The sequence below is a fragment of the Staphylococcus sp. 11511212 genome (assembly GCF_011394755.1).
In the GTDB taxonomy this organism is placed as follows: Bacteria; Bacillota; Bacilli; order Staphylococcales; family Staphylococcaceae; genus Staphylococcus; species Staphylococcus chromogenes.
This window is the reverse complement of sequence record NZ_JAANBQ010000003.1, coordinates 912,870-939,505: the sequence shown is the minus strand read 5'-3', so window position 1 is coordinate 939,505 and position 26,636 is coordinate 912,870. Positions and strand designations below refer to the sequence as shown.

The 26,636-nt window shown below is 35.0% G+C and carries 26 protein-coding genes and 3 pseudogenes; 19 read left to right on the top strand and 10 right to left on the bottom strand.

Annotated elements, in window-relative coordinates; genetic code table 11:
• The first annotated feature begins 55 nt into the window (after window positions 1-55).
• The 3 genes from sufB to G8Y84_RS05965 all read left to right on the top strand — a co-directional run bounded on the left by sufB (window position 56) and on the right by G8Y84_RS05965 (window position 4,314).
• Window positions 56-1,453, top strand: a complete 1,398-nt coding sequence (gene sufB, locus G8Y84_RS05975) for a Fe-S cluster assembly protein SufB (protein ID WP_037572364.1) — start codon at window positions 56-58, stop codon at window positions 1,451-1,453.
• Window positions 1,454-1,677: 224 nt separating this feature from the next.
• Window positions 1,678-2,673 carry a hemolysin family protein gene (locus tag G8Y84_RS05970; protein ID WP_037572362.1) on the top strand — a complete coding sequence of 332 codons (996 nt, stop codon included), beginning with the start codon at window positions 1,678-1,680 and terminating at the stop codon, window positions 2,671-2,673.
• Window positions 2,674-3,237: 564 nt separating this feature from the next.
• The gene (locus tag G8Y84_RS05965; RefSeq protein WP_103158890.1) at window positions 3,238-4,314 is read left to right on the top strand and encodes an NAD(P)H-dependent flavin oxidoreductase; all 1,077 of its coding nucleotides are present in this window, start codon (window positions 3,238-3,240) and stop codon (window positions 4,312-4,314) included.
• Window positions 4,315-4,405: 91 nt separating this feature from the next.
• On the opposite strand, the gene G8Y84_RS05960 is transcribed toward G8Y84_RS05965, so the two are convergent.
• Window positions 4,406-5,101, bottom strand: a complete 696-nt coding sequence (locus G8Y84_RS05960) for an alpha/beta hydrolase (protein WP_165806188.1) — start codon at window positions 5,099-5,101, stop codon at window positions 4,406-4,408.
• A 123-nt stretch (window positions 5,102-5,224) separates the two neighbouring features.
• On the opposite strand from G8Y84_RS05960, the gene G8Y84_RS05955 reads away from it, so the two are divergent.
• The 6 genes from G8Y84_RS05955 to yidC all read left to right on the top strand — a co-directional run bounded on the left by G8Y84_RS05955 (window position 5,225) and on the right by yidC (window position 10,627).
• The gene (locus tag G8Y84_RS05955; RefSeq protein ID WP_103158910.1) at window positions 5,225-6,073 is read left to right on the top strand and encodes a DUF72 domain-containing protein; all 849 of its coding nucleotides are present in this window, start codon (window positions 5,225-5,227) and stop codon (window positions 6,071-6,073) included.
• Window positions 6,074-6,088: 15 nt separating this feature from the next.
• Window positions 6,089-6,913, top strand: a complete 825-nt coding sequence (locus G8Y84_RS05950) for a sulfite exporter TauE/SafE family protein (protein ID WP_037572356.1) — start codon at window positions 6,089-6,091, stop codon at window positions 6,911-6,913.
• Between the two features lie 12 nt (window positions 6,914-6,925).
• Window positions 6,926-8,245, top strand: coding sequence for a bifunctional metallophosphatase/5'-nucleotidase (locus tag G8Y84_RS05945; protein ID WP_037572354.1), 1,320 nt, complete (start codon window positions 6,926-6,928; stop codon window positions 8,243-8,245).
• 83 nt (window positions 8,246-8,328) lie between these two features.
• The gene (gene lipA, locus G8Y84_RS05940) at window positions 8,329-9,246 is read left to right on the top strand and encodes a lipoyl synthase (protein ID WP_037572352.1); all 918 of its coding nucleotides are present in this window, start codon (window positions 8,329-8,331) and stop codon (window positions 9,244-9,246) included.
• A 17-nt stretch (window positions 9,247-9,263) separates the two neighbouring features.
• The gene (locus tag G8Y84_RS05935) at window positions 9,264-9,629 is read left to right on the top strand and encodes a YutD family protein (protein ID WP_037572349.1); all 366 of its coding nucleotides are present in this window, start codon (window positions 9,264-9,266) and stop codon (window positions 9,627-9,629) included.
• A 245-nt stretch (window positions 9,630-9,874) separates the two neighbouring features.
• Window positions 9,875-10,627 carry a membrane protein insertase YidC gene (gene yidC / locus G8Y84_RS05930; RefSeq protein WP_157946078.1) on the top strand — a complete coding sequence of 251 codons (753 nt, stop codon included), beginning with the start codon at window positions 9,875-9,877 and terminating at the stop codon, window positions 10,625-10,627.
• Window positions 10,628-10,759: 132 nt separating this feature from the next.
• On the opposite strand, the gene G8Y84_RS05925 is transcribed toward yidC, so the two are convergent.
• Window positions 10,760-11,026, bottom strand: coding sequence for a DUF3055 domain-containing protein (locus G8Y84_RS05925; RefSeq protein ID WP_103158895.1), 267 nt, complete (start codon window positions 11,024-11,026; stop codon window positions 10,760-10,762).
• Between the two features lie 98 nt (window positions 11,027-11,124).
• Here G8Y84_RS05925 and G8Y84_RS05920 point away from each other — a divergent pair, with 98 nt between their 5' ends.
• Genes G8Y84_RS05920 through G8Y84_RS05910 form a run of 3 tightly spaced genes read left to right on the top strand, consistent with a single transcriptional unit; the run spans window position 11,125 to window position 13,314 of the window.
• On the top strand, window positions 11,125-11,562 hold the full coding sequence (locus tag G8Y84_RS05920; protein WP_037572343.1) for a DUF86 domain-containing protein: 438 nt from the start codon (window positions 11,125-11,127) through the stop codon (window positions 11,560-11,562).
• Window positions 11,559-12,356, top strand: coding sequence for a TIGR01457 family HAD-type hydrolase (locus tag G8Y84_RS05915; RefSeq protein WP_037572340.1), 798 nt, complete (start codon window positions 11,559-11,561; stop codon window positions 12,354-12,356). The genes G8Y84_RS05920 and G8Y84_RS05915 overlap by 4 nt, the downstream gene beginning before the upstream one ends.
• Window positions 12,349-13,314: a 2-hydroxyacid dehydrogenase gene (locus tag G8Y84_RS05910; protein WP_037572337.1), complete on the top strand. Its 966-nt coding sequence runs from the start codon at window positions 12,349-12,351 to the stop codon at window positions 13,312-13,314. The genes G8Y84_RS05915 and G8Y84_RS05910 overlap by 8 nt, the downstream gene beginning before the upstream one ends.
• A gap of 168 nt (window positions 13,315-13,482) precedes the next feature.
• On the opposite strand, the gene G8Y84_RS05905 is transcribed toward G8Y84_RS05910, so the two are convergent.
• From G8Y84_RS05905 to G8Y84_RS05885, 5 genes and pseudogenes are all read right to left on the bottom strand, one after another.
• Entirely contained in the window at window positions 13,483-14,478 is a 996-nt protein-coding gene (locus tag G8Y84_RS05905) for a transposase (RefSeq protein WP_165806187.1), read from the bottom strand.
• Between the two features lie 198 nt (window positions 14,479-14,676).
• Window positions 14,677-15,351 (bottom strand): annotated as a pseudogene (locus tag G8Y84_RS05900) (IS6 family transposase).
• Window positions 15,352-15,387: 36 nt separating this feature from the next.
• Entirely contained in the window at window positions 15,388-15,693 is a 306-nt protein-coding gene (locus G8Y84_RS11570; RefSeq protein ID WP_275129051.1) for a DDE-type integrase/transposase/recombinase, read from the bottom strand.
• 60 nt (window positions 15,694-15,753) lie between these two features.
• Window positions 15,754-17,049 carry an SLC45 family MFS transporter gene (locus G8Y84_RS05890; RefSeq protein WP_232160109.1) on the bottom strand — a complete coding sequence of 432 codons (1,296 nt, stop codon included), beginning with the start codon at window positions 17,047-17,049 and terminating at the stop codon, window positions 15,754-15,756.
• 258 nt (window positions 17,050-17,307) lie between these two features.
• Window positions 17,308-18,303 carry a LacI family DNA-binding transcriptional regulator gene (locus tag G8Y84_RS05885; protein ID WP_037572331.1) on the bottom strand — a complete coding sequence of 332 codons (996 nt, stop codon included), beginning with the start codon at window positions 18,301-18,303 and terminating at the stop codon, window positions 17,308-17,310.
• A gap of 313 nt (window positions 18,304-18,616) precedes the next feature.
• Between G8Y84_RS05885 and G8Y84_RS05880 the strand changes: the two genes are divergently transcribed.
• Entirely contained in the window at window positions 18,617-20,275 is a 1,659-nt protein-coding gene (locus G8Y84_RS05880; RefSeq protein WP_037572328.1) for a glycoside hydrolase family 13 protein, read from the top strand.
• A gap of 229 nt (window positions 20,276-20,504) precedes the next feature.
• Here G8Y84_RS05880 and G8Y84_RS05875 read toward each other — a convergent pair.
• Both G8Y84_RS05875 and G8Y84_RS05870 read right to left on the bottom strand, forming a co-directional pair.
• Window positions 20,505-20,663 (bottom strand): annotated as a pseudogene (locus tag G8Y84_RS05875) (IS6 family transposase); the annotation flags it as partial.
• A 54-nt stretch (window positions 20,664-20,717) separates the two neighbouring features.
• Window positions 20,718-21,107: pseudogene (locus G8Y84_RS05870) on the bottom strand (transposase); the annotation flags it as partial.
• Between the two features lie 494 nt (window positions 21,108-21,601).
• On the opposite strand from G8Y84_RS05870, the gene G8Y84_RS05865 reads away from it, so the two are divergent.
• From G8Y84_RS05865 to dltD, 5 genes are read left to right on the top strand one after another with little or no spacing between them, the layout of a single operon-like run.
• On the top strand, window positions 21,602-21,733 hold the full coding sequence (locus G8Y84_RS05865; RefSeq protein ID WP_084275967.1) for a teichoic acid D-Ala incorporation-associated protein DltX: 132 nt from the start codon (window positions 21,602-21,604) through the stop codon (window positions 21,731-21,733).
• Between the two features lie 18 nt (window positions 21,734-21,751).
• The gene (gene dltA / locus G8Y84_RS05860) at window positions 21,752-23,206 is read left to right on the top strand and encodes a D-alanine--poly(phosphoribitol) ligase subunit DltA (protein ID WP_165806186.1); all 1,455 of its coding nucleotides are present in this window, start codon (window positions 21,752-21,754) and stop codon (window positions 23,204-23,206) included.
• The gene (dltB, locus tag G8Y84_RS05855) at window positions 23,203-24,423 is read left to right on the top strand and encodes a D-alanyl-lipoteichoic acid biosynthesis protein DltB (RefSeq protein WP_037572322.1); all 1,221 of its coding nucleotides are present in this window, start codon (window positions 23,203-23,205) and stop codon (window positions 24,421-24,423) included. The genes dltA and dltB overlap by 4 nt, the downstream gene beginning before the upstream one ends.
• A 16-nt stretch (window positions 24,424-24,439) precedes the next feature.
• Entirely contained in the window at window positions 24,440-24,676 is a 237-nt protein-coding gene (gene dltC / locus G8Y84_RS05850; RefSeq protein WP_103158897.1) for a D-alanine--poly(phosphoribitol) ligase subunit 2, read from the top strand.
• Window positions 24,673-25,821, top strand: coding sequence for a D-alanyl-lipoteichoic acid biosynthesis protein DltD (gene dltD / locus G8Y84_RS05845; protein WP_107366955.1), 1,149 nt, complete (start codon window positions 24,673-24,675; stop codon window positions 25,819-25,821). Before dltC ends, dltD begins: the two co-directional genes overlap by 4 nt.
• A gap of 143 nt (window positions 25,822-25,964) precedes the next feature.
• Here dltD and G8Y84_RS05840 read toward each other — a convergent pair whose 3' ends face one another.
• Complete coding sequence (locus G8Y84_RS05840; RefSeq protein ID WP_037572314.1) at window positions 25,965-26,207, bottom strand: NifU family protein; 243 nt, start codon at window positions 26,205-26,207, stop codon at window positions 25,965-25,967.
• Between the two features lie 104 nt (window positions 26,208-26,311).
• Here G8Y84_RS05840 and G8Y84_RS05835 point away from each other — a divergent pair, with 104 nt between their 5' ends.
• Complete coding sequence (locus G8Y84_RS05835) at window positions 26,312-26,632, top strand: YuzD family protein (protein ID WP_165806185.1); 321 nt, start codon at window positions 26,312-26,314, stop codon at window positions 26,630-26,632.
• Window positions 26,633-26,636 lie beyond the last annotated feature (4 nt).

The following is a 26,636-nucleotide window of genomic DNA, read 5'->3' as shown; positions in this document are numbered from 1 at the left end:
AATAGAGCGTATCGCACAAAGATACGAAAATAAGAGTTGATAGGAGTGATCGTTGATGGCTAAAAAAGCACCTGATGTAGGCGATTATAAATATGGGTTCCATGATGAAGACGTATCGATTTTCCGTTCAGAACGTGGACTCACTGAAAATATTGTTCGTGAAATTTCAAATATGAAAGACGAACCTGAATGGATGTTAGATTTCCGTCTAAAAGCATTGAAATTATTCTATAAAATGCCAATGCCACAATGGGGCGGAGATTTATCTGAATTAGATTTTGATGATATTACGTACTATGTTAAACCTTCTGAACGTTCAGAACGTTCTTGGGATGAAGTACCAGAAGAAATTAAACGTACATTTGATAAATTAGGTATCCCAGAAGCAGAGCAAAAGTATTTAGCGGGAGTTTCTGCGCAATACGAATCAGAAGTGGTTTACCATAATATGGAAAAAGAACTTGAAGAAAAAGGAATTGTCTTTAAAGATACGGATACAGCATTAAAAGAAAACGAAGATTTATTCAAACAATATTTTGCTTCCGTTATCCCAGCTGCAGACAACAAGTTCGCCGCTTTAAATTCCGCAGTATGGTCAGGAGGATCATTTATTTACATTCCAAAAAATGTAAAACTTGATACCCCATTACAAGCTTATTTCCGTATTAACTCAGAAAATATGGGACAGTTCGAACGTACATTAATTATTGCGGATGAAGGGGCTTCTGTAAACTACGTTGAAGGTTGTACAGCACCTGTTTATACAACGAATTCTTTACACTCTGCCGTTGTAGAAATCATTGTGCATAAAGATGCGCATGTACGTTATACAACAATTCAAAACTGGGCAAATAACGTGTACAATCTCGTTACAAAACGTACCCTCGTTCATGAAAATGGTAATATGGAATGGGTCGATGGTAACTTAGGATCTAAGCTTACAATGAAATACCCTTCTTGTGTACTTGTTGGGGAAGGTGCCAAAGGAAGCACTTTATCCATCGCTTTTGCCGGTAAAGGCCAAGTTCAAGATGCGGGCGCTAAAATGATTCATAAAGCACCAAATACGTCTTCAACAATTGTCTCTAAGTCAATTTCTAAAGACGGAGGTAAAGTGGTATACCGCGGTATCGTCCACTTTGGCCGTAAAGCAAAAGGTGCACGTTCTAACATCGAATGTGACACATTGATTTTAGACAATGAATCCACATCAGATACAATTCCATATAACGAAATTTTCAATGATAATATTTCTCTTGAACACGAAGCGAAAGTATCTAAAGTGTCAGAAGAACAACTTTTCTACTTAATGTCTCGTGGTATTTCAGAAGAAGAAGCAACTGAAATGATCGTTATGGGCTTCATTGAGCCATTTACAAAAGAATTACCAATGGAATACGCTGTTGAAATGAACCGTCTCATCAAATTTGAAATGGAAGGTTCAATCGGTTAATATTACGATTAATGAGGAGTGGAGCAGAAATCGACTGGATTTCATGGCTCACTCCTTCTTTTTTATGTTCATATTTTGAAGTTTGGCTTCTTAAGTTGTTTATATTCAAGGGTAAAGTTATCAAAACAAAAGAGGAATTTGACTTGATTTTTCAATCTTTTTCCTACAAAATGATGAGCATACAACTTAATTTTAAAAAGACGTATCGGAAGGGGAACTGCTTAATGATCATTGCGATCATTCTATTAATATGTGTATCTTTCTTCTTTTCGGGCAGTGAAACGGCATTGACTGCTGCGAATAAGGTGAAATTACAAGCAGAGGCAGATTCAAATCGTAAATCTGCTAAATTATTAAAGTTGCTTGAAAAACCTAGTGAATTCATCACAACCATTCTTATCGGAAACAACATTGCAAACATTTTGTTACCGACACTGGTCACAATTTTAGCTGTTGATATGGGGATAAGCGTTGGAATAGCATCAGCTGTGTTAACAGTGGTTATTATTTTATTTGCCGAAGTAATCCCTAAATCTATTGCGGCGACTTCACCAGATCCTATAGCGCGTCTTGTTTTTCCAGTAATTCGCTTTTTTGTTATTATTTTTAAACCGTTAACGGTCATTTTGAATGCGATAACTGATGCGATTAATCACCTGATTACTCGTGGAAGAGACGATGAAGGGATGTCAAAAGAAGAAGTTCGTGCAATGGTTTCTATTGCCGGGAGCGAAGGTGCATTTAATGAAATGGAACGCAACCGTATTCAAGGGGTTATGGACTTTGACCGTCTCAAAATTACCGACGTTAATAATACACCACGTGTCAATGTGACCTCTTTAAATGTGGAGGACGTTTACGATGAAGTTTATGATGTCGTCATGCAACATCCATATACGCGTTATCCTGTCTATGAAGGGGACATAGATAATGTGGTTGGTGTTTTTCATTCTAAATATTTACTTGCATGGAGTCGCCAACCTGAAAAAACGTTGCGTGATTTTTGTTCGGAACCTCTCTTTGTATATGAACATAACCGTGCTGAATGGGTTTTGCGTAAAATGACAGTTACACGCAAACATCTCGCGATTGTGATTGATGAGTACGGTGGGACTGATGCCATCGTGACACATGAAGACTTAATTGAAGAAATGCTGGGTATGGAAATTGAGGATGAAATGGACAAAGTAGAAAGTGAAATGGTCGAGAAAGTTCGCTAATTCTCATACTAAATCGAATAAACGGTTTTATAATAAATCGGACTGATGTATAAGTAATTTCATGTATTTGATTATTCCAAAAAGCCTCGCTTTTCTAGGCGCCTCACCTCTGCATGAAAACGTTACGAATGAAATGAGTTACGTATTCAGTACACCTATGAACATATGTGAATAGGTGATCCATAGTTTAAGATTGAGATAAACTCAATCTTAAAATGGAATTTCGGTTTCGGCTAGATGCCTCAGAAGTCTCGGCTTAGGAACTAATCAAATACGCTATATATATTCATAAGCGTTATAAAATCTATTTTACGACTTAGTTATACTGATTTAAGTAGTATTAAAATAACCAACAACGTTCAATAATTTATACTCTCACAACTAAAAAGGAATTTACTCCTTAATTTAATGTGACCAGTCCGATTTGACAGAGAACCGAATAAACACAGTATTGATCTCAAGCTAAAATGGGGGATGTCGATACTGTGTTTTTTTTATTGAAGAGTAAAAAATAAAAGAAAGGTTAATATAAATGGTAATGACAAAAGAATGGAGGAAAAAGGGATGTGGAAAAAAACGACGATTAGTCAATTATGTCAAATACGGTTGCCGATTATTCAAGCCGGTATGGCTGGGTCGACCTCTGCTGAACTTGTGGCAGCAGTAAGTGAATATGGTGGACTGGGCACGATTGGTGGAGGATATGATACACCAGAGAAACTCAAATTCGAAATTGAAGCAGTCCGAGCGCTGACCGATCAACCATTTGCAGTCAATCTGTTTGTGCCTGAGCATAGTGACTATACTCAACATGAAGTAGAAACGATGCACCATTATTTAGAACCCTATTTAGATAAATTTCAACTTCAACATGACGCTCCTGAACTCCATAGTGATAAACAATTTCAAGAATTAATCCAAACCGTGATAGACCTCAAAGTCCCTGTATGTAGTTTTACGTTTGGGATTCCATCTGAAAATGTGATTCAACAGCTCAAAAACCAAGGAATTATTGTGATTGGATGTGCGACATCAGTTGAAGAAGCAATAAAAAATGAACGTGCAGGTGTAGATGCTATCGTAGCACAAGGTTGGGAAGCAGGAGGTCATCGAGGAACATTTTTAAAACAGGAGGCAGACGAAGCTCCCGGTATAGGATTGATGGCATTAATTCCTCAAGTCGTAGATTACGTTTCTGTTCCTGTCATCGGGGCAGGCGGCATAATGGATGGGAGAGGTATCAGTGCTGCCCTCATGCTTGGGGCTGCAGGTGTCCAATTGGGGACAGCATTTTTGACGACAAAAGAGTCCGGTGCCAATGCCACGCATCAAGAGGCCCTTATGCAACATAATGAAACAGACACGACACTCACACGTCTGTTTAGTGGAAAATGGGCACGAGGCATAAAAAATCAATGGATTATAGACATGCGCAAACAACAGGTAGACCCTCTTCCTTATCCTTATCAAAATGATATGACGAAAAGAGTCCGAAAAATGGCTGCGCAACAAGGCATTCCAGATTGGACGCATCTGTGGAGTGGCCAAGGTCTTAGATTATCAAGAATCTGTACAACTAAAGCGTTGCTTTCCCATTTGGAAGAGGAAACGTCACTCACATTATCACGTTTCAATGCTTAAGGAACGATAAATCGCTGTGACGTCCCTCTAGGTTTGAATGTATTAAAGAATCGTCGAAGTAATTATAAATCATCAAGATACAATAAAATGATTATGATAATGAAAATTGCTTAAGCCAAGCACATAATAGCGGAAAATGTGTTCCTCTTGGATTGATACATTCCAAATGGTCTAAAAAAGGTAACGCATAAAATGTGATATATTCACCTTTATGATAGTTTTCATGTACTAAGGAAAGTGACGTATCAATGTGGACAGAAGTATCGTTATATCCATGTATGATTAATGTTTCTGTCTCAATAGGTAACTGAGTGATTGGAGAAGCCGTTTTTAAAATATTTGTGTCACGTGTATCAAAATATTCAGTAGCCGCATTTTGACCTAATTGATGGTGTAATGTATATAACACATCTGTCACAGGCGCTAAAGCAACAACGGCATCAAAGTCTTTGTGATTTAATAAGACAAGTTGACCCCCAACAGAATGACCTAATCCGATGCATTTATCAGGAGCAAACTTTGAAGATTTAAAATGTTTTAGCGCAGCATGGATATCTTCAGAAAGTGTCGGCCATGGATGTTCTGGACCTCTCCGATATTCTATATTGATTATACCGTAGCCTTCTTCAGACAGGGCATCTATCATGGGGTCCATCATATGTTTATCAAATTTTTCACGCCAATACCCCCCATGTACTAAAACAATCCAAGTGGGGTTAGTCATTGTATCGCTTAAATATACATCATAATGCTGTGCTACATTGTCTCCATAAAAAAATTGTTCCATGAATCATCGCTCCTAAATGTCTTTTTTAACCCTTTACCCTAAGCCGCACTTGAAAAACGGAAGATACAACCTTCAAGTCGTCGAATATGAAGCGAATATGATAAAATGAAAGCGGTGATGAACATGATAGAGATAGGACTCACAGGTTGGGGAGACCATGATTCATTGTATGAAGACGTCGCTCGACAAACAGATAAATTAAAAACTTATGCAAGTCATTTTCCAATCGTCGAGTTAGATGCTTCCTACTATGCCATCCAGCCTGAACGAAATATTTTAAAATGGATTAAAGAGACACCAGAACGTTTTAAGTTTGTTGTGAAAATCCATCAAGCACTGACTTTACACGCAGATTATAAAGACTTTGCGTCATCCATCAAATCTTTATTCGAAGATTTCAAACAAATGATTAATCCTTTGATTAAAGCAAACAAACTTGCGATGGTACTCGTGCAATTTCCACCTTGGTTTGATTGCAATACTAAGAATATAAATTACATACGGTTTGTAAAATCACAGCTCAAAGATGTTCCGACTTGTATTGAATTTAGGCATCAATCGTGGTTTGAAGGACCGATGAAAGAACACACGCTTGAATTTTTAACGCAACAAGGATTGATTCACTCTGTATGTGATGAGCCGCAAGTTGGAGATGGCAGTATTCCATTCGTGAATCGCGTAACGCATGAACTCGCCTTTGTGCGTTTTCACGGACGCAATGTACATGGATGGACAAAAAAAGATATGAGTGACCAAGAATGGCGGGATGTACGTTATTTATATGATTATAATGCCTCAGAATTACAAGATTTAGCCGAAAAAGTACGTATTTTAGATCAAAAAGCGAAGAATGTTTACGTTGTCTTTAACAATAATTCTGGTGGCCATGCCGCGCAAAATGCAAAAATGTTTCAAAAATACCTTGATATTGATTATGAAGGTCTTGCACCCCAACAACTTAAACTTTTTTAATAAGGAGAGAAAGTGATGAGCATTGTGTTATTGATTATCATTGGACTCGTTTCAGCTATTATCGGGTCTTTAGTGGGAATTGGCGGCGGTATCATCATTGTGCCTACTTTGATTTACTTTGGTATGACACAAGGGCTATTGCACGGGATTACTCCTCAAACTGCAATAGGAACCTCTTCAATTATTTTAATTGCCACAGGGCTTTCTTCTACTATTGGGTATTTGAAAGTCAAACAAGTCGACGTTAAAAATGGCATGATTTTTTTAGTAGGAATATTACCGGGTGCTTTCATTGGCGCATATCTAAGTCGTTTTTTAACGATAGACTCTTTTAATTTATATTTTGGTATTTTCTTAATATTTGTCGCGATGTTGCTTATGATTCGTCACAAAATACCGCCAATCAAAGCGTTCCAAAAGCCGAAATATATGAAAACCTTCATTGACTCTCATGGTAAGCGTTATGAATATGGGGTCGTGCCTTATATTGCTGTCATAGCATCGTTTATCATTGGATTAACGTCAGGATTATTTGGGATTGGTGGAGGCGCCTTAATGACACCTTTAATGTTACTTGTCTTTCGCTTTCCACCGCATGTCGCCGTCGGTACGAGTATGATGATGATTTTCTTTTCAAGTATAGCTGGATCTATTGGACACATTTTACTTGATCATGTCGTTTGGGGGTATAGCATTATATTAATCATTTCAAGCTATATCGGTGCACAAATCGGGGTGAAAGTGAACAAAACGATTCAATCCGATTTAATCGTTTTAATTTTACGCATCGTGATGTTGGTGTTAGGTGTGTATTTAATTCTTCAAACTATGATGGGATAAGGAGAGATAGGTATGCGAATCACGATTTATCATACAAACGATATACATAGCCATTTGCATGAGTATCAACGCATAGCGACATATATGGCTGAACATCGACCTCAATTAAGTCATCCCTCACTCTATGTAGATATAGGTGATCACGTGGATTTATCGTTACCTGTAACGGAAGGAACGATGGGGAAAAGAAATGTCGCCTTATTAAATGAAGCACATTGTGATATCGCAACGATAGGTAACAACGAAGGGATGACCATTTCACATGAAGCCCTCCAAACTTTATATGCAGATGCCAATTTTACAGTCACGTGTGCCAACGTTTTTGATGAGCATGGGCAATTACCACATCATTTTGTTTCATCAACTGTTAAGGTGATTGAAGGCGTTCGTTTTCTTTTCGTGGCGGCGACAGCACCGTTTACACCCTTTTATCGTGCGTTAGATTGGGTGGTGACAGATCCTTTTGAAGCGATTAAAGATGAAATAGCTGAACATGAAAAGCAATATGATGTGCTTATAATTTTAAGTCATGTCGGAATTTTCTTTGATGAAATGTTATGTGAAAAATTACCAGAAATTGACGTTATATTTGGCGCACATACCCATCATTATTTTGAAAACGGTAAAGTTGAAAATGGTGTGTTAATGGCAGCAGCTGGGAAATATGGGCATTATTTAGGTGAGGTAACGTTAGATATTGAGGAAGGGAAAGTCATTCGTCATACGGCACAACTGCATCCATTAGAGACGCTCCCTGAAGTGACCACAGATTTTGAAAGAGAAGGACGTACTTTACTGAGTGAAGCGGTGGTCCCACGACCGATGACATTTCAGAAGGCGACAAATTTTATTACTGAAGCAAGTTATCTTTTAGCAGAAAGCGTAAATGAATTTACTGAAGCAGACTGTACAATTATTAATGCGGGACTGATAGTAAGAGGGTATGAAAATACGCGTCTCACAGAATATGATATTCATCAAATGTTACCGCATCCGATTAATACTGTGCGGATAAAATTAAGTGGTTTAAAATTAAAAGAAGTCTTGTTATTGGCGAGTGAAAATGAATATATGTATCAAAATGCACAAGGTTTAGGTTTTCGAGGCGATATCTTTGGAGGATATATTTTATATGATGCAGGTTATATTGCTTCTTCCCAACGTTATTTTGTGCAAGGGAAAGAAATCATTGATGATGAAATTTATACCTTAGGGACAGTTGATATGTATACATTTGGACGCTATTTCCCGCTTTTAAAAGATGAGAAGGTAGATTACCTAATGCCAGAATTTTTAAGAGATATTTTCAAAGAAAAGCTACTGCGTTTATGAATTTTAAGCCAGTAGATTTTAATTTAGTGTAAAGTTCGCTATAATATAGTGAGACCTAAAAATACAGGAGGGTATCTGCTGTTATGGCTACAAAAAATGAAGAAATATTACGTAAACCAGATTGGTTGAAAATAAAGTTGAACACGAATGAGAACTATACTGGGCTCAAGAAAATGATGCGTGAAAAAAACTTACATACTGTATGTGAGGAAGCTAAATGTCCGAATATTCACGAATGCTGGGGCGCGCGTCGTACTGCGACATTTATGATTTTAGGTGCTGTGTGTACACGTGCTTGTCGTTTCTGTGCGGTAAAAACAGGTTTACCGAATGAACTTGACCTTGAAGAACCAGAACGCGTAGCAGAATCTGTTGAATTAATGAACTTAAAACATGTTGTTATAACTGCTGTGGCACGTGATGACTTAAAAGATGCAGGTTCAAACGTATATGCTGAAACTGTTCGAAAAGTTCGTGAGCGTAATCCATTCACAACAATTGAGATTTTACCATCAGATATGGGTGGCGACTACGAAGCACTTAAAACATTAATGGATTCTAAACCAGATATTTTAAACCATAATATTGAAACGGTACGTCGATTAACACCAAGAGTTCGTGCACGTGCCACTTATGATCGTACGTTAGAGTTTTTACGTCGTTCTAAAGAATTACAACCGGATGTTCCTACAAAATCAAGTCTTATGGTAGGTTTAGGGGAAACAATCGAGGAAATTTACGAAACGATGGACGACTTGCGTGCAAATGATGTAGATATTTTAACGATTGGACAATATTTACAACCTTCTCGCAAGCACTTAAAAGTTCAAAAATACTACACACCATTAGAATTTGGTAAATTGCGTAAAGTGGCAATGGAAAAAGGATTTAAACATTGTCAAGCAGGACCTTTAGTTCGCAGTTCATATCATGCTGATGAACAAGTAAACGAAGCTGCTAAAGAAAAACATCGTCTTGGTGAAGCGCAATTGAATCAATAAACCAAGGTGTGATAAGCATGATAAAAGTAGGTAACCATTATTTTGAACTTCTAGAATCTTATCAAAATGGATTTGTTGAAGAAGATTTTGTCGCAAGGTACTCAGAAATTTTAGATAAATATGATTTTGTCGTTGGAGATTACGGATATGAACAGTTACGCTTAAAAGGGTTCTACAAAGATACACACAAAAAAGCAGACTATAATAAACGTTTTTCCACGATACAAGACTATTTATTAGAGTATTGTAATTTTGGGTGTGCCTATTTCATTGTGCGTCGTTTAAGCAAACATGAAGCAGAAAAACACCTAGCAGAAGATGCGCGTATTATTGCAGAAGATAAATTGAAGGATGTTAAAATCCAGCCGAGTATACAAGATTAGTGTTCATACTGTCCCTGAAGTGATTGACTTCAGGGGCTTTTTTAGAGAAATTGATTATTCCTCTTTATGAGTGCGCAATATATTTTAGGAGATAGAAATGAAAGGATTTCATTTGTATCTCTTTAGTTTTGGAGTCATGTTATACTGACAGTGGACTATTAATTGTGAGGGGTTAAATGATGTTGACACAACTTAAAAAGGGAATGGTTGTGTTCAGTTGTGCAATTTTTTTAGTAGGATGTTCTATGAAAAGTAGTGATTGGATTTCGAAAAGTTTCGAAATGATATTTATCGTTCCAATGCAACGATTGTTAACACTGTTTAGCAGTTGGGGAGGCGGTCATTTTGGTTTTGGGATTATTGTACTCGTTTTACTCGTGCGCTTATGTTTATTACCTTTCATGGTACGCCAATCTAAAATGAGTCATCGTCTTAGACATATTAAACCTGTCGTTGCGCCTTTAATAAATGAACGCAAAAAAAAGCTCAAAGAAGCCGAAACACCTGAGGAAAAAGAAATCGCTCATCAAAAGTTAATGAAGAAGTATAAACTGTATGGTATGCATCCCTCTCAAACCATGTTAGGTTGTCTACCTGTATTGTTACAAATTCCTATTTTACTGGGGCTATTATATGCAATTAAACATCCAAGTCATCATATATTAATGACAGAAATGATGTTTTTAGGTTATGACTTAAGACATCCAGAACTTGTTTTAACCTTTTTGGCAGGCTTACTCTATTTCATTCAGCCTTTAGTCAATATGGGGAACTTTCAACATAAGCGTGTGTCTATTATTCTGGCTATTTTAATGCCACTTTTCATTATACTCGCAGCAATGCAAACCCCGAGTGCGATTGCGTTATATTGGATTACAAACGCTAGTTTTTTAATTGTTCAGATGGCGTGTACAAATATTATTTTTGGAAAACGCGCGCAACGTGAAGCAATCAACTTAGAGCGCAATTTAAATACAAAAACAGACGAAAGTAAATAAACGGGACCCCCTAAAAAATTAGAAAGCCATCAAAATTTATTCAAGGGTAAATTTTGATGGCTCTTTTAATACAATTATTTGAGCATGAAATCGTGCATCAATAATATTATTGATATCCTAGCGCTGTTTTATCTATTGAATCACTTCATGCAAGTAAGCTGTAATTTCATCGCCTTCTTGTTCGCTAACACCTAAAATATAAGCAATATAGCCTTCTTCTTCTAAATCATCGGTTCCTATAATTCCAAATTTATTAGTTTGTGTGTTGAGCACAAGCGTTTTTCCGTAATGGCGATCTGTTTGGATTAAAACCAAATCGTATCGACTATGTTCTCCTACAAACCCAACGAATCGAACTTGGGAAGGCTCAACGTCATCATATAAATACATATCTATCATATTTCGAACTCCTTCAATGAAAATGTTAAGGCAAGTATAACGATAAATGATTGGAACTGCAAAATTGTGATATGATTAAGATAATAGAGGTGACGAAAATGTATTTTGTAAATAAGGAAAAATTATCTCGTAAACTGACTTATTTAAAACAACTCACAGAAGACTATGAATCTGTTAAAAACAATCATTATGCATTTGAACGCGTGGCTCAAATGTTGATTGAATCTTCTGTGGATATAGGCAATATGATTATTGATGCATTTATTTTAAGAGATCCAGGTAACTATAAAGATGTGATTGACATTTTAGAATTAGAAGGTGCCATCTCTAAAGAAACAAAGCTCCATTTACATAAAACGATTGAAGTACGTAAACAATTTGTACATTTATATGATGAATTAAATATGGCTGAGGTACAGCCACTTTTCGACGAGGCCTTGCCTTACTATCGTCAATTTATAGAGGAAGTGGTTTATTTTTTAGAAAATGAAAATGTACCTGTCACTGCTTTTGGTAAAGGAGAGAACGCAGAATGAAAACATACAAAGCTTTTCTCATTGATTTAGACGGAACGTTATATAAGGGCAATGATGTGATTCCAGGGGCACGTGAATTTATAGACTATTTGAATGTTCAAGAAATTCCTCATTTATACGTGACGAATAACTCTACTAAATCACCTGAAGATGTGGTTCAAAAGCTCACGCAAATGAATATAGAAGCAAAACCGCAAGAGGTCGTGACGTCAGCGATGGCTACAGCGGATTACATCGCTTCTGAACACCCACAAGCTTCAGTATATATGGTAGGAGGTTCTGGATTAGAAAGTGCTTTGAAAGAAGCAGGTCTAGTACTTAAATCAGATATAGATGTGGATTATGTTGTGATGGGGTTAGATGAAAATATTACTTATGATAAGCTTACGACCGCAACGTTGGCCGTTCAAAATGGTGCCACGTTTATTTCAACGAACAAAGATCCCTCTATTCCTAAAGAGCAAGGTTTTTTGCCTGGAAATGGTTCATTAACAAGCGTGGTGACGGTTTCTTCAAAAACAGAACCTAAATTTATCGGAAAACCCGAGACGCCAATTATGCATAAAGCGCTTGATTTATTACAAGTCTCCCCGAAAGATGTTGCGATGATTGGCGATTTATATGATACGGATATATTGTCCGGAATTAATATCGGCATTGACACGATACATGTTCAAACAGGCGTGACGTCTGAATCAGAGGCCTTATCGAAACCGACACCTCCAACTTATAGTGTTCGAGATTTAGCAGTATTAAAACAGAAACTTGAAAAGGCGAGTGATACACATGAATAAAATACTTGTGACGCGACAAATTCCAGAGAAATTTAAGACGCGCTTAGAACGACAATCAGAAGTTGAGATGTGGGACCATCACCTCACACCTATGCCAAGAGACCAATTTATACAGTCAGCCAAAGATAAAACAGCGTTACTTGTCACATTAAGTGAACAGATTGATGAAAAACTTTTCCAAGCAGCACCTCATTTAAAAGTTGTAGCCAACATGGCGGTAGGTTACGATAATATCGATTTGGCAGCAGCGGAACGTCATGGTGTTGTTGTGACAAACACACCTCACGTCCTCACAGAAACAACGGCAGAGTTAGGTTTTGCTTTAATGCTTGCGACATCGCGCCGAATTGTAGAAGCGGAAAAATATGTGCAAGATGGCAAATGGGAGAGTTGGGGACCATACTTATTAGCAGGTAAAGATATCTACCGTTCAAAAGTAGGAATATTTGGAATGGGTGAAATAGGTAGGGCCTTTGCACGCAGACTGAAAGGATTTAATGCGGATATTTTATATCATAATCGATCAAAAAACCTTAAAGCAGAAAGCGAATTGGGTGCATTTTATACCTCATTTGAAACATTGATTAAAGAGAGTGATTTTATCATTTCCACCGCCCCTTCAACGCCTGAGACACAAAACACCTTTAATCGTGACGTATTCAAAAATATGAGAAATGATGCAATTTTTATTAATATCGGACGTGGGGACTTAGTGGTAGAAGAAGACCTTATAGAAGCCATTGAAAATAAAGAGATTGCAGGTGCTGGTTTAGATGTCGTACGCGATGAACCTATACGTACAGACCACCCATTATTAAAATATCCAAATGTGATTGTCACACCTCATATCGGTAGTGCTTCTATTTTAACGCGAGATCAAATGATTCAAACGTGTGTCTTAAATATTGAAGATGTCTTTCATAGCAAAACAGCACGCAATCAAGTCAAAGGGCATTAGCACGATATAGAATTTTATCATTAATAGTTGTTTTATATGTATTTTATATAATATAGTATTGATTAGGGGCTGGGACATAGGGTTTCAGTTCCTAAGAAAAACACCACAAAAATCTTTTGAAATGATTTTTGTGGTGTTTTTCATTTGAATTCTACTTAAAATTAGCACTTACCGTGCTAATTTTCTTATGTTTAGAGCCATAAGGGCAATTCCAATTTCACATTCGACTTTAGATTGGGTGCGTACGGATAATCTTTTGAAACCCAAATTAGCCTTCAGATTTCCAAAAGCTGATTCGACATTTATTTTACGTTTTTTGTAGATGCCATTCATTTTAGGATCTGAAAGCAATTGTTTAGTATAGTTTTTTAGATATTCCCATGTGAAGTTTTTCAGTAATTTTTTATTTGTATTCGGATTTTTAGTTTGTTTCATACATTTGCTTCGCAATGGGCAATCGAAACAATCTTCACATCTGTATTCTTTGAAATCTCGACGATAACCGTAATAATCATGTCTAATCCTATACTTGAAGAAATGTAACTCTTTATTATTCGGGCACAAGTAATAGTCGTCTAATTCATTGTATCGCCAATTTGCAGAGATAAACGGATTATTTTTAAATTTCTTTTTCCCTTCTTTAATGTACATTCCATAAGTGATTAGTGGCGTCTTTTCAAAATCATCCAATATCATTTTATAATTACTTTCACTACTATAACCTGTATCAGCTACAATATACTCCGGAATGTCACCATATAATTCTTTCATTTCATTCAAAAACGGCTCCAGTGTTCTTGTATCTCCCGGTTTATTATACACGCCGTAGGCGAGTACAAATTGATTATTCGTTGCTATTTGTAAGTTATATTCTGGTTTTAATTGTTCATTTTTCATGTGGTCATCTTTCATTCTCATAAATGTCGCATCAAAATCTGTTGTTGAATAGCTCTTTCTGTCACCATAAATTTCCTTGTGATTCTCATATTTAATTTTGCGTTCTCTAAAATCATTAATTGCTTTTTTGCTTTTTTTAATTTGGCTTCGCTGTTTTCTCAATGTTTTACGTTCTTGAGTATTGGCCGTGTTTTCGATTTGAGAAGTCAAATTTTTTTCTTTGTTCTCTAGATAGGTTTCAATTTGATTCATCTCTTCTTTAGACAACTCTTCTGAGGATTCTTTTTTTATTTCTGGAATTATTTCCTCAGCTACTAAAGTTTCGTAAAGAGTATTAGACTTTTCAACAACCGATTGGCTGAATCTTTCGGTATTTGCGAGCCATTGAAAAGTATATTTATTGGGGTTCTGTTGCAAAGTTAGAAAAAGTATAGCTAATCACCATTTTATCATGTCAGCGTTCGTTTAACTGGCTAACATATGACTGATTTCATGGCATGGCGAAAAACTGTAGATCTGAAGAGACCTGCGGTTCTTTTTATATAGACCGTAAATGCATTCAATACCCTTTAAAGTATTTTTTGCCGTATTGATACTTTGATATCTTGTCTTTCTTACTTTAATATGACGGTGATATTGCTCAATGAGGTTATTCAGATACTTGGATGTGCAATGACAGTCAGGATTCAGTTTAAACGTTTTAATGACTTTAGCCATTGCGACCTTCGTTGAAGGTGCCTGATCTGTAATCACCTTTTGAGGTTTACCAAATTGTTTAATGAGACGTTTGATAAATACATATGCTGCATGATTATCTCATTGCTTACGCAACCAAATATCTAATGTATGACCCTCTGCATCAATAGCACGATATAAATAGCTCCATTTTCCTTTTATTTTGATATACGTCTCATCAATACGCCATTTGTAATAGGCTTTTTTATGTTTTTTCTTCCAAATTTGATACAAAATCGGAGCATATTCTTGAACCCAACGGTAGACCGTTGAATGATGAACGTTTACACCACGTTCTCTTAGTATTTCAGATATATCTCGATAACTCAATGCATATCTTAGATAGTAGCCAACGGCTACAGTGATAATATCCTTGTTAAATTGTTTATATCTGAAATAGTTCATACAGAAGACTCCTTTTGTTAAAATTATACTATAAATTCAACTTTGCAACAGAACCATAATTATCATAACAATTACCTTTCCTTGACATACTTTGAAAAATATATGGTTTTTAAGTATTTCCACCCAAGGCCTGAGCTGATAGTGCCAACCTTGATCAGAGTGAACTGTAGTTCGATAATTTAATTTCGGGATATTTCTAATAGCTTTGTCTAAAGATGATAGCACCAAACCTAAAGTTGGATTATTGCTAATAAAATAAGCGATAATTTCTTTTAAAAACACATCTAAAATAGGTGATAAATAGTGTTTTGTATTAGTGCTCATTATATTTAAGTGAGTAATATCTATTAGTTAATAAAAAAGTCGACAAGTCTATATAAGATTTGTCGACAATCTGCATTTCTATGATTTCACTATTGTTTTTTCATACTTGGAGTCAATAAAACTTACACATCCTGCAGCCACCAATAACATTACTCCAGCAAATAACAGCATGTTTGGCATTGATTCACCAAACAACGGGAATAACGCAAAGCTAGCTAAAGAAGCGATAATCTGAGGGAGACAAATTGAACAGTTAAATAATCCTAAATAAGCACCAGCATTTTTTCCATCTGTATTTTCAGTTAATAATGTAAATGTTTGTGTATTCATAGTAAGGTTATTAATTCCAATTAAACAGAACGATAAAATTAATAACCATTGTGAATGTATAAAGAAAATTGATATAAATCCAATAGCACCCATAAGCAAACCAAATCTTAATACTAATTTTCTTTGATGAGGTTTTGCATATGCAGCTACTATGCCAAATAAAATAGATGCTACAAATTGTACGCCGATTAATACACCATACCAGTTACCTGCTTCTTGGTATCCTGCTGATGAAGGATCTGTAGTACCCCAAACATTGTTAGCAATAGCACCCGGTGTATATGTCCATAAATACATAATGGCAAACCAAGTAAAGAATTGAACTAAAGACACTTGCCAAAATTGTTTAGGTGCTTTTAAAAGCAATTGCCATAAATTCAATGAATTTTTACGATTTCTTTTTTCCTCTATTCCATGATAATGTGCATGTAATTTAGGGTTATATTCATTTACAGAACGTACTGTCCAAATAGTTGAAATCAATAGAACAACTGCTGCGATATAATATGCAATTTTGACTGTCATAGGTACTTCACCTTTAGGCGCTACATTCGATACACCCCAAAGTGTTAATAAGAATGGGAGTAAAGTTGCTATAATCCCTCCCATATTCGAAAAAATTTGTTGCCAAGACCAAGCCATATCTCTTTGTTTTTCAGGAACCATATCACCAATAACCATTTTGTATGGTTGCATACAAGCATTTGCAGTTAAGTCCATAAAAAGTGTCATGATTGCTCCAAATAAAAGAGCAGCCAATGATGCATAGCCAAAACCAAGTGATCCTGAGTTCGGTAAAAATACAAGTGTGATAGCTCCTATAGGACCGGCTATTAATAAATATGGCATTCGTCTACCAAATCTTGTCCATGTACGATCCGAATAATAACCAATCAATGGTTGAATAATCAAACCAGCTAACGGAGGTAAAATAAAAAACCACCCAAGGTTATTAGGGTTCGCTCCTAGGGTTTGGAAAATTCTAGCCATCATAGCTGACTGTAAAGAAAATGCCATGTTTACTCCAAAGAAACCAAAAGTCATTGCAAAAATAATGCTCTTTTTTAATATTGGCAAACTCAATTTTTCTGACAATGGCTTTTCTTCCTCACTATTGTATTGATAACCTAAACCATCTGCATCTTTCATTTTAAAGCCTCCCTAAAAAATAACAGTCTTTAAAGTATACGATTACTTTAAAGACTGTTATTTCACATAATATTTTCTACACACATCGGTCTTCGTTGATTATGTAATCGATTACTTACATATATTATCATATGAAATCGCTTTTGTAAACGATTACATTTTTTGGGATATAGCTGATTTTCTTTCTATTAACTTACCATTTAAAATTATATTTTTTCTTTCAATTGCTTTTTTATCTATAATGTCTATTAACAACTCCATTGCTTTTTCTCCGATTTCATAATTAGGTTGCGAGTATGTTGTAAGTCCAGGTTCAATAATCTCAGCTAATTTAATGTTATCAAACCCTACAACAGAAATATCTGTCGGTATATTTACCCTATGTTCTCTCAACACCTTAATTATTCCAATAGCCATTTCATCATTAGCTGCAAAAATAGCTGTTGGTCTATCTTTCATACTTAAAATATGTCTTGCAATTTTATATCCTGATTCTAAAGAAAAATCCCCTTCAATAATTGATTTCTTAGTGACTGGATAATTATACTGTCTCATCTTATTTTCAAATCCTAATAAACGCTTTTTCCCCAAAAAACTATCTAATGATCCTGTAACATGTATTATTTTTTTATGTCCTAAATTAATAAGAAAATCTGTAACTGTTTCTGCCGCTTTAATGTTATTAATTGATATTGTAGGAATATCTAGAATTGTACTTGTTTCACATGCTAACACTATTGGGTATTTATCATAAATATCTTTCATTATTCTTAAACTTAACTTTGACGTTAATAGGATCATACCGTCTACTTGCCTTTCATAAAGGTATTTAAAATAATTATCTACTTTCTTCTTTTGAGTATCAGCCAAAAGAATTTGATATCCCTTCTCTTCAGCTATACTTTCAATGCCTCTCAGCATATTTGCAAAAAAAGGATTAGTAATATCAGGTACTACAACTAAAATAGTCTTAGTTTCCATTTTTCTTAACTGTCTTCCAATACTATTAGGATAATACTTTAATTTTTCTACAGCATCTAAAACTTTTTTCCTGTTCTTTATAGATACATTCCCGGTATTTGTTAATACTCTTGAAACTGTTGCTGTTGACACTTCTGCAAGTTTAGCCACATCTTTTATACTTGTCACTCTTGAATCCCCCTTGTTCAATATATACAACTTTGATTTGAAAAAAGTTGTTATACTAACATTCACTCTTAGCTACTACTAAATAAATGAGATATTTTTCTAAATATAATTTGAGCTAAATTAGCTAAACTTATTATATAACATAACTGACTTTAATGTAATCGTTTACAAAAACCAAAAAACTTGATATATTAAAATGTAATCGATTACATTTTAATATGTTATTTCTATCTTTAAATGGCTAAAAATAAACATAAAGCATACTGATATTTTAGTCATTGTAAATAACATAAAACGTTAAGGAGCGAAAATTATGACAGAAATTAAAGATAGACAATGGTGGAAAGAAGCTGTCGCATACCAAGTTTATCCTCGTAGCTTTAATGATTCTAACAATGATGGAATAGGTGATTTACGTGGATTAATTCAAAAATTAGATTATTTAAAGGATTTAGGAATTGACGTTATTTGGTTAAGTCCAATGTATGCTTCTCCTAACGATGACAACGGTTATGATATCAGCGATTATCACGCCATTATGAAAGAATTTGGAACTATGGAAGATTTTGATGAACTCTTAGATAAAGTTCATCAGAAAGGAATGAAACTAATTTTAGACCTTGTAGTCAATCATACTTCAGACGAACATCCTTGGTTTATTGAGTCTCGTTCAAGTAAAAACAGTCCTAAACGTGATTGGTACTACTGGGCTGATTCGAAGGATGATGGTTCTGAACCTAATAACTGGGAAAGTATTTTTAATGGTTCAACTTGGGAATATGACGAAAATACAGGACAATATTATTTTCACTTATTCAGTGTTAAGCAACCCGATTTAAATTGGGAAAATCCTGAAGTACGAAATGCAGTTATAAACATGATGAATTGGTGGTTCGATAAAGGTATTGATGGTTTTCGTGTAGATGCAATTACGCATCTTAAAAAATCTTGGGAAATGGGAGATTTACCCGTTCCTCCAGGTAAAAAATATGCACCGGCTTTTGATGCTGATATGAACCGCCCTGGACTTCAAGATTGGTTACAACAAATCAAAGATGAATCATTAAGTAAGTACGATATTATGACTGTAGGTGAAGCAAATGGAGTAAATCCCGATAATGCTGACGAATGGGTTGGAAGAAAAAATGGTAAATTTAATATGATTTTTCAATTTGAACATTTAGGCTTATGGAATACAGGACAATCTCATTTCGATGTTAAAGCTTATAAAAAAGTATTGAATCGTTGGCAAAAAAAACTTGAAAATACTGGATGGAATGCACTATTCATCGAAAACCATGATCAGCCACGTCGTGTATCTACATGGGGAAGTGATGATAAGTATTGGTATGAATCAGCTACAAGTCATGCGGTTGTTTACTTCCTACAACAAGGCACACCATTTATTTATCAAGGACAAGAAATTGGAATGACGAACTTTCCGTTTACAAATATAGAGCAATTTAACGATGTATCTGTTAAAAATGAATACCATATGGTTAAAGAGGAAGGCGGAAACACTGATGCATTATTAGAGAAATACCGCATGGAAAACAGAGATAATTCTCGAACTCCAATGCAATGGAATGATGAAGCTTACGCTGGCTTCTCTAATGTTGAACCTTGGTTCCCAGTCAACCCTAACTACGTGTCAATTAATGTCAAACAACAAGAAGCGGATGATCATTCTATATTGCAATTTTACAAAGATTTAATTCAACTTAAAAAGTCAGATGACACCTTTACGTATGGAGAATTCAATTTAATTGATTCAGAAAATTCCAGTATCTTTGCATATACTCGCACATTAAATAATAAAACTGCAGTCATTGTCGGTAATCTAACAAATCAAACTGTAAGTCTAAAAACTGACCTTGAATTAAACAAGGGCGATTTAAAATTGCATAACTATGATACTGAAATTAATACAGATAATATAAAACCCTATGAAGCATTTGTTACTATGATTTAGTATTTAGTTAACAACTTCATTCAGTTGACAATTACCCAAAAACCAAATCCTCTCATAACAAGATAAATCTTAATTTGAGTGGGTTTGGTTTTTAAATATATTAAATTATTTCTAACTACTGAAACTTACTGGAAGATAAATATGTATTATCTTTCATGGTTAAACTTTTTCTTGATTTAATAAATGTAGTTCTAATAGTCTTATTATACTTTCCGTCAAATTAGAGTATATCTTGAACCCAACGGTAGACCGTTGAATGATGAACGTTTACACCACGTTCTCTTAGTATTTCAGATATATCTCGATAACTCAATGCATATCTTAGATAGTAGCCAACGGCTACAGTGATAATATCCTTGTTAAATTGTTTATATCTGAAATAGTTCATACAGAAGACTCCTTTTGTAAAATTATACTATAAATTCAACTTTGCAACAGAACCTATTAATTTATCTTCGATTAACTGAGCTCTAAAACCAACAAATAAGGTTTGTAAAATTCCCATCATGTGTGGATTCACTCTGAACCTATTTATAGTTCTGTAGGAAGGTGTTTGCCCTTGGGCAAGCCACATGAGACGACAACTATCTTTAAGAAGGAATGCTATTTTGCGTCCTGAAAAAACAGATTGAGAATAGCTATAAAGAAGTATTTTTAACATCATCTTGGGATGATAAGAAGAGGGACCCCTATGATTGTAATAGTCATTGAATTCTGCGTCAGGGATGGACTCAACAAGATGATTAATAATAGTAGAAACATCATTTTCTGGAAATGTAATTTCCGTTTCAATTGGTAGTGTTAGTTGAGACATGTTATAATTTTTATACATATAAAGTTCCTCCGTATCATTTTGTTTGTGGTTATTCATTATTATATGCGAGGATTTTATTTTTTTGAAATAATATATAAAGAGAATCGATTAAGTAAAAATGATTTTACCTAATCGATTCTCTTTTTTGGCTAGGAATTATGTCCCAGCCCCTTTTTGAGTGCTAAAAACTGAATTGATTCGGTGTTTACCTTTCTTTCACCTGCTATTTACATATGAGATAGAGGATAAACATGAGGGATAGACTAGGCTATAAGACTGTCTACGACCTTAGTCGTATTAAGTTTAAATTTTACTTAAATTATTAAAAAAGAGAGATATAATGACTGAATAGTATTATAATATTACTTGTGTAAATGAATGAGAAATGTGAAGTATGTTTTAATTGGGGTTAAACATCAAGGAAAGCCAGGAGGAACGAAGGACATATTGGCTCACTTCTGAGTTTAACAATTCTATGCACGACAATTTTTAGAAAAGAGAAGTGACGTACTATGAAATTGGCAGATCATGTGTATCTAAAGTCATTTTTATTAATGGTTTTGTATTTTGCAATAATGATGGCTTTGTATTTGTTGTACGGGGATAGCGGTGCACAAAGTACATTTGTCTATAATGAATTTTAATATTTAGGAGTGATGACGATGAGAGATATTTTAGAAGCAATTCGCCATTTTAGTAAAGCCACTCCAAATAAAAATGCTGTACAACATCAAGAGAATACACTCACGTATTCAGAATTAGAAACTTATTCAAATCAACTTGCACTTCGTTTGAAGAACGAGACACAGCCTATTGTTGTGTATGGACATATGTCTCCTTATATGATAGTTGGAATGATTGCAGCATTGAAAGCAGGATGTGGCTATGTACCCATAGATTATTCGATTCCAGCTAATCGTATTGAATCTATAGTTAAGAAAATTGAACCGAGTTTATTTTTGAACACGATGACAGATACAATCACCATTGAAGGTGTCGACGTTGTAGATGTGCATGAACTTGACTTAATAGGTGAAGATGATCACATTTCCAATATTCCACCTGATACGATTGCCTATACGATTTTTACATCAGGTTCTACTGGTGAACCTAAAGGTGTACAAATCTATTACGACAGTCTTGTGGATTTTGCGAACTGGGTAGATGATTTAAATCATAATAAAGAAGGCCAAGTCTGGTTGAACCAAGCCCCACTTTCGTTTGATTTGTCTGTTATGTCAGTTTATCCTGCGTTGGTTTCAGGCGGGACAATACAGTTTATTTCTAAAGACATGATTATGAACCCGAAAGCATTACATGAGCTATTTATTTCACAACGCATAGATGTGTGGGTATCTACCCCTTCATTTATGGAAATGTGCTTACTCTTACCTTCATTTAACGAAGGGCAAATGCCGAACTTATCGACATTTTTATTCTGTGGAGAAGTGTTTGGCCACAAATCCGCACAACGTTTGGTGCAACAATTTCCACAAGCAGATATCTATAATACGTATGGTCCAACAGAAGCAACAGTGGCCATTACAAGTATTTTAGTAACTGAAGCATTGTTGAATCAGTTTGACATTGTCCCTATTGGCGCACCGAGACCAGGTGTTCAGTTACGTCTTACTGAGGAAAATGAGCTTGTCATCGAGGGTTCTTGTGTGAGTGCAGGTTATGTGAAAGATCCAGAACGTAGTGCCCGTGTGTTTATTGAAACAGATGGCACGAGAGGTTATTTAACTGGGGATAGTGCAAAATTTGAAAATGATCAATGGTTCATCCAAGGACGTATTGACAACCAAATTAAATATAACGGCTACCGTATGGAACTTGAAGAAATCGAAGCAAAATTAAATCGACTTGACGAAATTAACAGTGCGATGGTCGTGCCTGTTCGCAAAAATAATAAGGTTAAATTGTTGAAAGGCGTCATTCGTTTATCTTCACAAGATTTAGATGAAAAAAAGGCTATAAAAGCAATTAAAGAACGCATTAAAAAAGAATTACCAGATTACATGATTCCACAACAATGGGTATGTGTGGATCAAATGCCATTAAATAATAATGGTAAAATAGACAGAAAAATGATTAACGAGGTATATCAATCATGACACCATATGCTTCTTTTCATTTTTTCTTAATTGCTTTAATTATATTATTGCCAATTATTATATTAGGGCTATTTGGTAAACGCTCAAAAATTTATAATGCCCTAAGTACTCTTGTGATGCTAGTGATTATCTTTGCTGATCACAAGCACAACTTTTTTGGCAATCAATATTTAAGTTATCATACAATAACATTTTTCCTTTATATCATTTGGCAAGTCGTGGTGATAAAAGGATATGAAAAGCTAAATAAAAATAAAGAAAAAAATTCAACGGCATTGTACATCACGGTCCTATTCTTATCTTTGCTTCCTTTAATTGCGGTTAAAGTGTTACAAAGTTCTTGGCTAGGTACTGGACAAGTACATATGTATAGTTCGAAACTTTTAGGATTGTTTGGGTTTTTAGGTATTTCATACATTGCGTTTAAGAGTATCCAATTAATTATGGAGATTCGAGATCATTCTATTAAAGAAATACCACTCAAAAAATTATTAGCTTTTATGACATTTTTCCCGACAATTTCATCTGGACCTATCGATCGATTTAGACGATTTATAAAAGATGAAAAGAAAATTCCAGACCCAGCGCAATACCGATTACTCCTAGAAAAAGCTGTACACTATGTGATGCTTGGGTTCTTATACAAATACATTGTTGCATTTTTAATTCAAAAATATGTGACAACACCAATGGGTAACCATTTAACGTCCTTTACTGATTATTGGATTTATATGTATGGTTATACTTTCTATTTATTCTTTGATTTTGCAGGTTACAGTTTATTTGCGGTGGCATTCAGTTACATCTATGGTATTCAAACACCAATGAACTTTAATAAACCGTTCCTTGCTAAAAACATTAAAGATTTCTGGAACCGTTGGCACATGTCATTATCTTTCTGGTTCAGAGATTGCGTCTACATGCGTATCGTCTTCTTTATGACGAAAAAGAAATATATGAAATCAACATTTCATATCTCTAATTTAGCATTTTTAGTCAATTTCGGAATTATGGGGATTTGGCACGGTCTTGAATGGTTCTATATTATTTATGGTTTATACCATGCAGCATTATTTATCGGATATGCCTATTATGAAAAATGGCGTAAAAAACGTTTTGGTCAACTGAAACATCCATTTTTTAATGTTATGGGTATTCTTATTACGTTCCACTTTATAGCATTTGGACTATTAATATTCTCAGGAAAACTGATTTAATTTAGGAGTGATTGATATGGAATTTAGAGAACAAGTATTGAATATTTTAGAAGAAGTAACAGAAGATAGCGTTGTAAAAGAACAACCCGATGTGCGTTTATTTGATGAAGGTATTTTAGACTCTATGCAAACCGTTCAACTGATTTTAGCGATTCAGAACGAATTGGATATCGAAGTGTCAATTATGGATTTTGATCGTGAAGCATGGGCAACACCAAATAAAATCGTTGAAGTATTATCTGAATTACAATGAAACTAAAATATCCTGCACTTATTGCTTTTTTAGTTAGTGCACTTTTGTTTGGTGCCTTTGTATTGATACCTGCTTCATGGCTACAGCCGAATTGGTCGCATGATAAATTATTAAAACAACAAGTGGCGAATAGCGATACTGTCATTAAAGGCTCAGCCATTCAAAATGCAATGCTAAAGGATAAAAACTTTTATCCTGTTTATGGTTCGAGTGAACTTCGTAAAGACGATCCTTACCAACCTTTAATTCTATTAAAAGGAAAGCAACCTGATCTCTTTTATGTTGGAACGGGTGGTCAAACGGATTTATTACAAGCCATCGCATTAGGGGCGCAATATGATCAGCTTAAAGGTAAGAAGATGACCATTATTGTTTCCCCACAGTGGTTCACGCGAAATGGTATTTTAGAAAATAACTATTTAGGGCGTGTATCTAAAGTTCAAATTAATCGATATTTCGATAATCCAAACATACCGAATCATCTTAAGCAACGTTTAGCCCAACGTCTGCTCCATTTTAAAACGAACAAAAATGACGCATTCTTAAAAGCAGTATCAAAAACTGGTGAGGTTAAAGGACATTATCTCAATCCGTTTTATGCGAATCATTTAGAGAAAATGGAAGTCATTAAAAGTTATCTTCAAATACCTTCAGAAACTGATAAATTAACGAAACTTGTTGATAAGTCAAAACCAACGCATAAATCTTATCAACAATTGGATAAAGAAGCAGAACAATATGGTAAAGCCCATAGTTCAACGAATCCTTACCGTATAAAAGACGCATACTGGAAATTAATTAAAGAAAATAAACGACCTATTAACCGTCAATATGAATTCCGTACAAATTCTCCAGAATTCAAAGACTTGGCATTATTAGTTGATTTAATGAAAGCTGGAAATGCAGATGTTCAATATGTAGTGTTACCTGTAAATGGTAAGTGGTACGACTCAATTAAAGTGAATCATGAACGTCGTCAAAAAGTAAATCAAAAAATTGTTAAAACAATTAATGAGCGCGGTGGCAATGTTTATGATATGACAAACCAAGACTACAAACCTTATGTGATGAGTGATGCCGTTCATATTGGATGGCGTGGACTTGTTGAACTTACGGAACAAATTGAAAAACATATTAAATCTTAAAAATAAAAACCAGTAACATCGCCATCGAAGCGGGTTACTGGTTTTTGAATTCTATTTTGAAAAAATCACTTTTATGTTAACAAAACAAAAAATAGAGAAGAAATGGCACAATGCGCCGTTTCTTCTCTAACGTATGAAATATATTAAAAGACTTGTTCGACTTCGATAACGCCAGGAACTTCTTCCACTAAAGCACGTTCAATCCCAGCTTTTAATGTGATAGTACTACTAGGACATGTACCACAAGCTCCTAACAATTGAAGTTTGACGATACCATCTTCAACATCAACGAGTTCGCAGTCACCGCCATCGCGTAATAAGAAAGGACGTAGTTTTTCGATGACTTCAGCAACTTGGTCATACATGGTTGCATTTTCAGTTGGCATGTAAAATGCCTCCTTTCAAGTTAAATGGTTCTAATTACTCTTATTTTTTTATTATAATAGAATCAGTAGTAAAAATCTATATTTGAAAATGGGAGGGATTTTGAATGAATAAGGTGAGTGTTGTTGTCTACGGTGCGGATGTCATTTGTGCCAGTTGTGTGAATGCACCGAGTTCACGTAACACCTATGAGTGGTTACAATCAATTTTAGAACGAAAATATCCAGATATTCAATTTGAATATACGTATATAGATATTGAAAAAGATACAGAAAATTTATCAGATCATGATCAACAGTACATTGAACAAATCAATGAAGATGAATTATTCTATCCGTTAGTCACAATGAACGATGAATATGTAACAGACGGATATGTTCAACTCAAACCAATTACACGATTTATTGATGAGTATATCGCTCAATAATCAA

Coding starts and splice junctions, on each gene's coding strand:
- G8Y84_RS05840 (WP_037572314.1), bottom strand. CDS start 26,207: ATGCCAACTGAAAATGCAACCATGTATGACCAAGTTGCTGAAGTCATC.
- G8Y84_RS05945 (WP_037572354.1), top strand. CDS start 6,926: ATGCGAATCACGATTTATCATACAAACGATATACATAGCCATTTGCAT.
- G8Y84_RS05865 (WP_084275967.1), top strand. CDS start 21,602: ATGAAATTGGCAGATCATGTGTATCTAAAGTCATTTTTATTAATGGTT.
- dltC (WP_103158897.1), top strand. CDS start 24,440: ATGGAATTTAGAGAACAAGTATTGAATATTTTAGAAGAAGTAACAGAA.
- G8Y84_RS05960 (WP_165806188.1), bottom strand. CDS start 5,101: ATGGAACAATTTTTTTATGGAGACAATGTAGCACAGCATTATGATGTA.
- dltB (WP_037572322.1), top strand. CDS start 23,203: ATGACACCATATGCTTCTTTTCATTTTTTCTTAATTGCTTTAATTATA.
- G8Y84_RS05965 (WP_103158890.1), top strand. CDS start 3,238: ATGTGGAAAAAAACGACGATTAGTCAATTATGTCAAATACGGTTGCCG.
- dltA (WP_165806186.1), top strand. CDS start 21,752: ATGAGAGATATTTTAGAAGCAATTCGCCATTTTAGTAAAGCCACTCCA.
- G8Y84_RS05925 (WP_103158895.1), bottom strand. CDS start 11,026: ATGATAGATATGTATTTATATGATGACGTTGAGCCTTCCCAAGTTCGA.
- yidC (WP_157946078.1), top strand. CDS start 9,875: ATGAAAAGTAGTGATTGGATTTCGAAAAGTTTCGAAATGATATTTATC.
- G8Y84_RS05955 (WP_103158910.1), top strand. CDS start 5,225: ATGATAGAGATAGGACTCACAGGTTGGGGAGACCATGATTCATTGTAT.
- G8Y84_RS05910 (WP_037572337.1), top strand. CDS start 12,349: ATGAATAAAATACTTGTGACGCGACAAATTCCAGAGAAATTTAAGACG.
- dltD (WP_107366955.1), top strand. CDS start 24,673: ATGAAACTAAAATATCCTGCACTTATTGCTTTTTTAGTTAGTGCACTT.
- G8Y84_RS05970 (WP_037572362.1), top strand. CDS start 1,678: ATGATCATTGCGATCATTCTATTAATATGTGTATCTTTCTTCTTTTCG.
- lipA (WP_037572352.1), top strand. CDS start 8,329: ATGGCTACAAAAAATGAAGAAATATTACGTAAACCAGATTGGTTGAAA.
- G8Y84_RS05935 (WP_037572349.1), top strand. CDS start 9,264: ATGATAAAAGTAGGTAACCATTATTTTGAACTTCTAGAATCTTATCAA.
- G8Y84_RS05915 (WP_037572340.1), top strand. CDS start 11,559: ATGAAAACATACAAAGCTTTTCTCATTGATTTAGACGGAACGTTATAT.
- G8Y84_RS05835 (WP_165806185.1), top strand. CDS start 26,312: ATGAATAAGGTGAGTGTTGTTGTCTACGGTGCGGATGTCATTTGTGCC.
- G8Y84_RS05920 (WP_037572343.1), top strand. CDS start 11,125: ATGTATTTTGTAAATAAGGAAAAATTATCTCGTAAACTGACTTATTTA.
- sufB (WP_037572364.1), top strand. CDS start 56: ATGGCTAAAAAAGCACCTGATGTAGGCGATTATAAATATGGGTTCCAT.
- G8Y84_RS05890 (WP_232160109.1), bottom strand. CDS start 17,049: ATGACTTTTGGTTTCTTTGGAGTAAACATGGCATTTTCTTTACAGTCA.
- G8Y84_RS05880 (WP_037572328.1), top strand. CDS start 18,617: ATGACAGAAATTAAAGATAGACAATGGTGGAAAGAAGCTGTCGCATAC.
- G8Y84_RS05950 (WP_037572356.1), top strand. CDS start 6,089: ATGAGCATTGTGTTATTGATTATCATTGGACTCGTTTCAGCTATTATC.